A 7,336-nucleotide genomic window follows, 5' to 3' on the forward strand; every position below is an offset into this window, starting at 1 on the left:
GGAGGCGCTGAAGCACATCGCCGACGACAAGCGCAAGGACGTCCGGCTGGTCTCCTTCCGGCAGTTCACCGACTGGCTCGACGCCCAGGACCCGCAGGTCCTCGCCGACCTGCGCCGACTCGGCGTGGGCCAGCACTTCACCGGACGCGGCTGAGGCGGCCGGGAGCGTCCCGCACCTCTTCCGCCACGAAAAAATTTCCTTGCCCTGCCCGTCGACGGAGGCCAATGTCTCCTCCATGACGACGCTCTCCGTGCGACCGCTGGCAGCCGACGACTGGCCCCTCTACCGCACGCTTCGCCTGGCGGCGCTGACGGACGCCCCCGAGGCATTCGGCTCCACTCTGGAGCGGGAGCAGGCGTTCACGGAGGAGGCGTGGCGCGAGCGCCTCACCCGACGCAACCAGTTCGTCGCGGAGGACGGCGACGAGGCGTGCGGACTGATCGGCATCGTTCCGAGCGCTCCAGGCATCGCCCAGCTCGTGTCGATGTGGGTGCATCCTGCCGCACGCGGGCGCGGAGTCGCCGACGTGTTGGTGCGGGCGGCGTTGCAATGGGCCCAGGACCACGGCTTTCCGCAGGTGGAGCTGTGGGTGACGGAGGGAAACGGGTACGCGGAGCGGCTCTATGCCCGCCATGGTTTCCAGCAGAACGGGCGGGTGCAGCCCGTACGGGAAGGGGCGCCGGAGTGGGAATTCGGCATGGTCCGCTCCGGGCCCGTCGGGGACGGCCGCACCGATGCGACGGCGGGGAGCCGAAGGTGAGGAGGCGCCGCCCAGCCGCCGCGAGCGGCTCGGCCACCACTCCCTCCTCCGACTCCCCGTGCGTGAACGAGGCGTTCGCCGGCGCTACTTGGTGCGAATCTTGAACGGCAACGTCTGGTAGTAGAACGAGGTGTCGCCCGTGCCTACCGACACACCTGCTTCAACGTCGGTCACGGGAGCGTCTCCCGCGACGGCCAGTCGCATCCGGTAGACGGCGGTGGCGCCAGGTGCCAGCGGCGTCTTCGCGGTCGGGATGAGCTTGGCGCCCATGCCCGGGTCGCAGCCGCCGGGTACCAACGAGACGCGCTGCCACCCGTGGCCGGGCACATACTGCTGCAGCACCAGATCCTTGGGCGCCACGGCACGGTTGCCGCTCTGCCCGTAGGCGAAGTAGCCGGCGTTCAGCGCCGGGTAGGCCCGCTTGGTGGTGTTCTTGACCGTGAGCTCGAACTCCTTCGCCGCACCGCTACGAACCAGACCGGCGTCGCGCGGCCAGCCCTTGACCGTGGTGGTGGGGCGGTCGACGACGGCGTTACGCGTCGGTGCGCGGTAGGTATGACCGTGACCGTCGTCCACCGAAGCGGCCACGGCCAGGCGGCCGGGACGGTCGATGGCCTGGACCCGGAGGGCCACCGTGGCGGGGCGGCCGGGGCTCGCCGCGACGGAGAGGGGGAAGGAGAACCTCCCCTTGTTCGGATGATCACTGCCGGCCGGTTGGGTGTGGAGATCGACCCAGCGGTGACTCTTCTCGTCGTAACGCTGAATCATGAGGGAATCGGCGATGAAACCCTGCGTGGTGACGTCCAGGCGGACGGTGCCCTTGGAGACCGGGGTCCGCAGGGTGACGTTCGAGGACGACCAGAGGCCGATCGGCGCCTCCGACCCGAGGCTGTAGGAGAACTTCTGCGCCGCATTTCCGCCGACGACGGCCGTGGCGGCCGGGGACGCTTCCGTTCCCGCCGAGGTGTTCGTCCGCGTCGCCCCGGTCATGGGTGCCGTGACCGCGCCACCGCAGTTCGGCGCGGACCGTGCTGTCCCCGCAGCCGCTGCTGCGGGGGCCGCCTGCCCGGGAGCCGCCGCCCCGATCACCAGGGCCATTCCGGCAGCCACCGCGGCCGCGGAGCCGGCGGTCGCCTTCCATGCTCGCGCCGGCCGTTGTGCCATAGGTGTCATTTTGCCCCCACTTCGCATCAGACGCACCGGTGTGCGTCTCTACGAGAGTGGAGTCGACTCCGCGCTACAGGGTTCCCGCAAGCGCTTGAAATGGCGCATTTTGATGCGAAAGTTACGCGCTCGGAGCGCCTCGCGACCCTCAATGTCCATACAGCATATCGACCTTGTCGACGACGGGACCATGGCTGCCGCCCCGCCCCTCGTGGCCGAGGGCGTCCCTGCGTCCGACGCAACCTGAGCGATGGGCGGATGGGGTTTGCGGCTGGGGTTTGCTGCAAGCAGAGCGCACGTTCATGACCTGCAGCCGGCCACTGGGCTGAGCGCCTCCACCGGGGCGGGAGAAGCCGCTGCGTAGCGGAGACGCAGGTCACATGCGTGCGTGTCACAGGGGGCGGGGGCTGTCTCGTCCAAGGGGGTGTAGCCACTGACGACGACCTAGGAGTGCACGATGGAAGCTCGTTTGAACCCGATGGCCAGCCCGGTTGCCGCGAAGGCCATGAAGCATTTCATCGCCGCGCACCACGCGCTCGCCGAGTCGACGGTGCCGGCCGCCACGCGCGAGCTGATGATGCTCCGCGCCAGTCAGATCAATGGTTGTGCCGGATGTATCGACATGCACACCAAGGAGGCCGCCGCGGCCGGGGAGACCGCGGTGCGGCTCAACCTGGTCGTGGCCTGGCGTGAAGCCACGGTCTTCACCGAGGCCGAGCGCGCCGCGCTGGAGCTGACGGAGCAGGGCACCCGGATCGCCGACGCGGCCGGCGGCGTCCCGGACGAGGTGTGGGCGAACGCCGCCAAGTACTACGACGAGGACCAACTCGCCGAACTGGTGGTGCAAATCGCCCTCATCAACGCCTTCAACCGTGGAAACGTCATCACCCAGCAGCCGGCCGACGGCACCTACCAGGCAGGTCAGATCCACTGACGGATGGCCCGTCGGCCCACGGCGGCCGGCCGACGGGCTGTGCGCCGCGGGACGGGGCCGGGCGCGGAACTTCATGGCCCGGCGTCGCGACCTGCGCAACGGCACTGTTCGGGTGGGCACTTGGCTGGCCGTCGGGGCAGCAAGGAAGCCGGTAGGAGGCCGAGCGCCGCGCATCCGGCCAGGATCAGCAGGGCCAGGCCCATCGCCGGGGCGAACGCCGTGGCCGGGGCGGCGGGGGAATCGTGGGCGGACGGTCCGGTCGCGCTGGCGGCCAGGGCGATGCCGAGCGTCGGGCCGATGTTCATGGCGGTCTGTTTGAGCCCGCCGACGAGCCCGGCGTATCCGGGTGGCGCGTCGCCGACGACGGTCCCGGTGGCGGTGACCATCACGGTGGCGAACCCCGCGCCCATCACGGCGAAGGTCAACCCCGTCGCCGTCCATGAACTGGCCGGACCCAGCCGGGACAGTCCCGCGATGCCGAGGGCGAGCAGCGCGGTGCCCGCGATCGCGGTGCTGCGCGGACCGTACCGGCGCAGTGCGCGGCCGGCGACGGGCGCGCCGAGGACCATCAGCGCGGTCAGTGGAAGGACGCGCAGACCACTGGCGAGCGGATCCAGACGCAGTACGTCCTGCAGATAGAACGTGGCCGCGAACAGTGCGCCGAACAGGCCGGCAGAACTGGCCAGCAGGATCGCCATCGACGCGATGACCGGGACGGACCGCGCCACGGCAGGTGGCACGACCGGGTACGCGATCCGGCGTTCGTGTCGGACCAGGACGACGGCGAGACCCACGACGGCGACGAGCCCGAGCAGGGTCGGCGCGGCGGCCCAGCCGTGTGCCGGCACCCCGGCCAGGGTGTGGACCAGCACCACGAGCATGGTGGTGAGGAGGGCGGTGCCGGCGAGGTCGAGCCGCTGCGAGCGGGCGGGGGAAGGCGGTGCCGGCGCTCGTACGAACAGGATGAGTGCGGCGATCAGAAGTGCGAGGGGGACGTTGAGCCAGAACACGGCGCGCCAGCCCAGATGCGTGACCAGGACACCCCCGAGGAGCGGACCGGCTCCCGCGGCCACCGCGATCGCGCTGGTGCGGATGGCGACCGGCGTACCGAGCCGGTCCGCTGGATACGTCAGGCGCAACAACGCGAGGGTCGCCGGTTGGAGCAGTGCGCCGAACACGCCTTGGGCGGCGCGCAGTCCGATCACCCAACCGATCGGCGGCGCGAGCGCGATACCGGCCGAGACGACTCCGAAGCCGACCACGCCGGCAAACAGCAGCCGCCCGTGTCCGTACCGGTCGCCGAGCCGTCCGGCGATGACGAGGAGCGAGGCCACCGCGAGCAGATAACCGGTGCTTGTCCACTGGACCTGCGCCACGCTCGCGCCGAGATCGCGCTGCAGACCGGGTTGCGCCACCAGCAGCACCGTGCCGTCCAAGGCAACGAGCATCGCACCGGCCACGCTGACCAGGAGCGCGATTGGTCGCCGCGGGGACGCCGTCACGTGTGCACCGGGCCGAGGTGGGTGTCCAGCACCGCCGCCACAAGCTGGTCGAGTTGGCTGAGTTGGCCGAGTCGGTCGCTTTGTTGCGGTGCATCGCCAGGCTGTTGGGTGGCGCCTCCCAGCGCGAGTTGCAGACTGCCCCAGGCCCACAGCTGGGCCATGCCGTGCAGGTTCGACCACAGAACGGCGGCCGTGACGGAGGCGGAGGGTGTGGCGGGGGCGATGGTGGCCAACTCGCCTGACTCATCGGTCGGTTGTACGGTGCTGTTCCGCTCCGCTCGGCATCTGGCGACGAGCGTGACGATGCGGTCGAACAGCGGCAGGGTCGACTCGCGCAGCCTTGGCTGGTCCGACGTGTGCTGCTGCTCGCTGTCCAGCAGATCATGACGGAACATCAGCTCGAACATGCCCCGGCGCTCCAGCGCGTACCCGACGTACACCCGCGCGATGGCCTGCAACTGGGCCCGTGGTGTGGTCGCGGCGGCGATGGCGGCCGTGAATCGGTCCCCGAGGTCCGCGAAACCGCGGCGGGCGATCGCGGAGAGCAGGGCATGGTGCGTGGGGAAGTACCGGCGTGGCGCTCCGTGCGACACCCCGGCCCGGCGGGCGATCTCGCGCAGCCCCAACGCCGCCGAGCCCTCGGTCAGTACGAGATCCACCCCGACGTCGATCAGCCGCTCCCGGAGGGAGTTCTCGGTGTGCATAGACACTGTCTACCAGAGTGGGTAGACAGTGTCTACTCGCCGGTGTCGGTGTCGGTGTCGGTGTCTATGCCGGGACGCGGGTGAGGTGGAAGAAGAAGTCCGCGGGCTCGCCCTTCTTGTCCATCACGCACAGCAGAACGTCGTCGGTCAGGCGGCGGAAGTGGTCGATGATGGGCAGCTGGTCGTAGACCATCGCGGTGGACTGCTTGCCGTGGAATACCACTTCGCGCAGTGTCGCCAGGCCCATCTCCTGGTACGAGAAGACCGCCCCCTGCTCGTCGCGGCACAGCAACGGCTCGACGTGCTCGGCGTCGACGAAGCGTTTGCCGTACCACCGCATCTTCGCCAGCAGCGCGGCGTTCTCGCTGGTCCGCTCGAACCCGCCGCCCTGCCAGGTGCCGACGAGGAGGGCGGTGTCGACCGGTTCGAGCCGATCGAAGAGGTCGGCCAACTTCCCGCCGTCGTACTCCTCTCCGGCTGCGATGGCGTCCAGGACTTCCTGATCGATTCCGGTGCTCATGGGTGGGGCCTCCTTCGGCGGGCGGACGAACGGAGTGTGCCGGGCGTGCGAAGTGGCCTCTGGCCCCGGCCCGCCGGGCAGAGGGGCGGAGACCGCCCGGTCGGGGCGTACGGGATCGAAGCGGTGGTACATCCGCGCATGCCAGAGCGCCACCCGCTCCAGCGCCACCGCGGAACCATACCCGGCCGCGGTGAGCGGAGCCAGGGTGCGCCGACAGTCGTCGATCGCTGACTGGGCGCGCTGGTATGCCTGTTGTTCGGAAAGGCCGAGGGTGAGGGCGTCGGCTTTACCCTCGTGTTGTTCCCGCCGGTGGCCGCGGAGGTCGTTGAGCAGCCGGATCGCGATTGCTGCCTGGCGCAGCGCGCCGCGCAGCACGGGGAGGCGGTGGGGCAGGCCAGGCTCGTCCATGAGCGCCCACAGGGCGGTGACCTGCTGTTCGACGCCGATGGTCCAGGCGCCGTGCGTCAGGTAGTCCGCCAGTCGAGGCGGCCGGCCGCCGGCGGCAGTGGTCCGCGCCGCCGCGCGTTCGCGTTCCATGCCCCTGAGGGTCTGGTGCATGCTTTTGCGCCAGATGGTGTTGAGTTCGGGCCGACTGCCGTTGTCGATGCCTTCGGTGATCTCCGCCAGGGCGCGCGCCATCGGGTCGTCGCTCCCGCTGCCGTTCTCGCGTCCGGCGAGAATCCGATGCCAGCTCCGGACCTGGGCGTCCGTCGACGCCGGGCTGGATTCCGCCGGTGCCTGTGGTGCGTCCAGGACGTTGTCGATCGCCATCAACCAGACCGTGAGACGGGAGACCTGATAGCAGGTCGGGGACGGTAACCACGGTGTGAAAAAGGCGGTTTGAAGGCACATCAGGGGAACGAGTGCGGGACTCACGGGCAGTCCGAGCGCTTTGAGCCAGATCTCCAGCCGCGGCATGTTCTCCAATGCGGCGGAGCATGTGTCCGCTATGGAAACGATCTCCCGGGGAGGGTGGCAGGCAGGTCGCGTAGTGTCCACGCCGCCAGGCTACGTGCGGCCAAGCAGGAGCAGCGAAATGCAGGAGAGGCAGAGGCCCGATGTCACAAGGATGCGCTTTACCCGTCATATCGGACGGACCCTTATCGCCGACCCTCCTACCTCGTGCCAACCGCGCCCTCGCCCGCGCGACCCGGCATCTCCTCAACACCCAGCGGGACAACGGCTCATGGCTCGCCGATCCCGCGCCCCGCATCACCGAGACCGCACTGTGCACACTGGCCCTGGCGCGCTCCCCGCTCCCCGGCGCCGGCCGGGCCGCCGAGCGGGGCAAGGCATGGCTGGCCGCCGGCGCCGCCCCGCCACAGGATCACCACCCGGTGGCCCACGCCGTGGAGACCGCGCTGCTCTCCCTGGCGCTGAACACCGGAGAACCGGTCGACGTCAGCGACCCCGCCTTCGCGGACCCGGCGCTCTCCGCCCGAGCCAGACTCCTCCAGGCCGTCGCCCTGCACACCGCCCGGCCGACCCGCGGCGGCACCGGACCCGCCGCACTGCGCGCCCGGCTGGCCGCCGCCGTCGCCGCGCCGCAGCGGCTCAAGCGCTGGACCCAGGTGGAACTCTGGTCCGCCCACGCCCTGGTGGAATTCCACTTCGGAGACCGGAACGCCGCCCGCCGCGCCGCCCGGATGATCGCCGACCAGCAGTCTCCGTCGGGTGACTTCTTCGCCAACCCGGTCAGCACCGCGCTCGCCGCGCTCGCGCTCCAGGCGGCGGCCCCCGGCACGGCCGCC

Annotated in this window: 6 protein-coding genes and 1 pseudogene; 3 read left to right on the forward strand and 4 right to left on the reverse strand. The window is 70.4% G+C overall.

The features are described from left to right. The first annotated feature begins 236 nt into the window (after nucleotides 1-236). Nucleotides 237-761 carry a GNAT family N-acetyltransferase gene (locus B073_RS42585; protein WP_018543400.1) on the forward strand — a complete coding sequence of 175 codons (525 nt, stop codon included), beginning with the start codon at nucleotides 237-239 and terminating at the stop codon, nucleotides 759-761. An 84-nt stretch (nucleotides 762-845) separates the two neighbouring features. On the opposite strand, the gene B073_RS0138590 is transcribed toward B073_RS42585, so the two are convergent. Then, nucleotides 846-1,925 (reverse strand): hypothetical protein, encoded by a 1,080-nt coding sequence (locus B073_RS0138590; RefSeq protein WP_026248143.1) that lies wholly within the window; start codon nucleotides 1,923-1,925, stop codon nucleotides 846-848. Nucleotides 1,926-2,382: 457 nt separating this feature from the next. Here B073_RS0138590 and B073_RS0138600 point away from each other — a divergent pair, with 457 nt between their 5' ends. Next, nucleotides 2,383-2,859, forward strand: a complete 477-nt coding sequence (locus tag B073_RS0138600) for a carboxymuconolactone decarboxylase family protein (RefSeq protein ID WP_026248144.1) — start codon at nucleotides 2,383-2,385, stop codon at nucleotides 2,857-2,859. Nucleotides 2,860-2,930: 71 nt separating this feature from the next. On the opposite strand, the gene B073_RS0138605 is transcribed toward B073_RS0138600, so the two are convergent. The 3 genes from B073_RS0138605 to B073_RS0138615 form a co-directional block, all read right to left on the reverse strand. Then, nucleotides 2,931-4,307: an MFS transporter gene (locus B073_RS0138605; RefSeq protein WP_051094445.1), complete on the reverse strand. Its 1,377-nt coding sequence runs from the start codon at nucleotides 4,305-4,307 to the stop codon at nucleotides 2,931-2,933. 50 nt (nucleotides 4,308-4,357) lie between these two features. After that, complete coding sequence (locus B073_RS0138610) at nucleotides 4,358-5,065, reverse strand: TetR/AcrR family transcriptional regulator (RefSeq protein ID WP_018543404.1); 708 nt, start codon at nucleotides 5,063-5,065, stop codon at nucleotides 4,358-4,360. A gap of 64 nt (nucleotides 5,066-5,129) precedes the next feature. Further along, nucleotides 5,130-6,503, reverse strand: coding sequence for a DUF4334 domain-containing protein (locus B073_RS0138615; protein ID WP_078508418.1), 1,374 nt, complete (start codon nucleotides 6,501-6,503; stop codon nucleotides 5,130-5,132). 140 nt (nucleotides 6,504-6,643) lie between these two features. On the opposite strand from B073_RS0138615, the pseudogene B073_RS0138620 reads away from it, so the two are divergent. Further along, nucleotides 6,644-7,336: pseudogene (locus B073_RS0138620) on the forward strand (hypothetical protein); the annotation flags it as partial.

It is taken from the genome of Streptomyces sp. MspMP-M5 (genome assembly GCF_000373585.1).
GTDB lineage: Bacteria > Actinomycetota > Actinomycetes > Streptomycetales > Streptomycetaceae > Streptomyces.

Coding starts and splice junctions, on each gene's coding strand:
- B073_RS0138600 (WP_026248144.1), top strand. CDS start 2,383: ATGGAAGCTCGTTTGAACCCGATGGCCAGCCCGGTTGCCGCGAAGGCC.
- B073_RS0138610 (WP_018543404.1), bottom strand. CDS start 5,065: ATGCACACCGAGAACTCCCTCCGGGAGCGGCTGATCGACGTCGGGGTG.
- B073_RS0138590 (WP_026248143.1), bottom strand. CDS start 1,925: ATGGCACAACGGCCGGCGCGAGCATGGAAGGCGACCGCCGGCTCCGCG.
- B073_RS42585 (WP_018543400.1), top strand. CDS start 237: ATGACGACGCTCTCCGTGCGACCGCTGGCAGCCGACGACTGGCCCCTC.
- B073_RS0138605 (WP_051094445.1), bottom strand. CDS start 4,307: ATGCTCGTTGCCTTGGACGGCACGGTGCTGCTGGTGGCGCAACCCGGT.
- B073_RS0138615 (WP_078508418.1), bottom strand. CDS start 6,503: ATGCCGCGGCTGGAGATCTGGCTCAAAGCGCTCGGACTGCCCGTGAGT.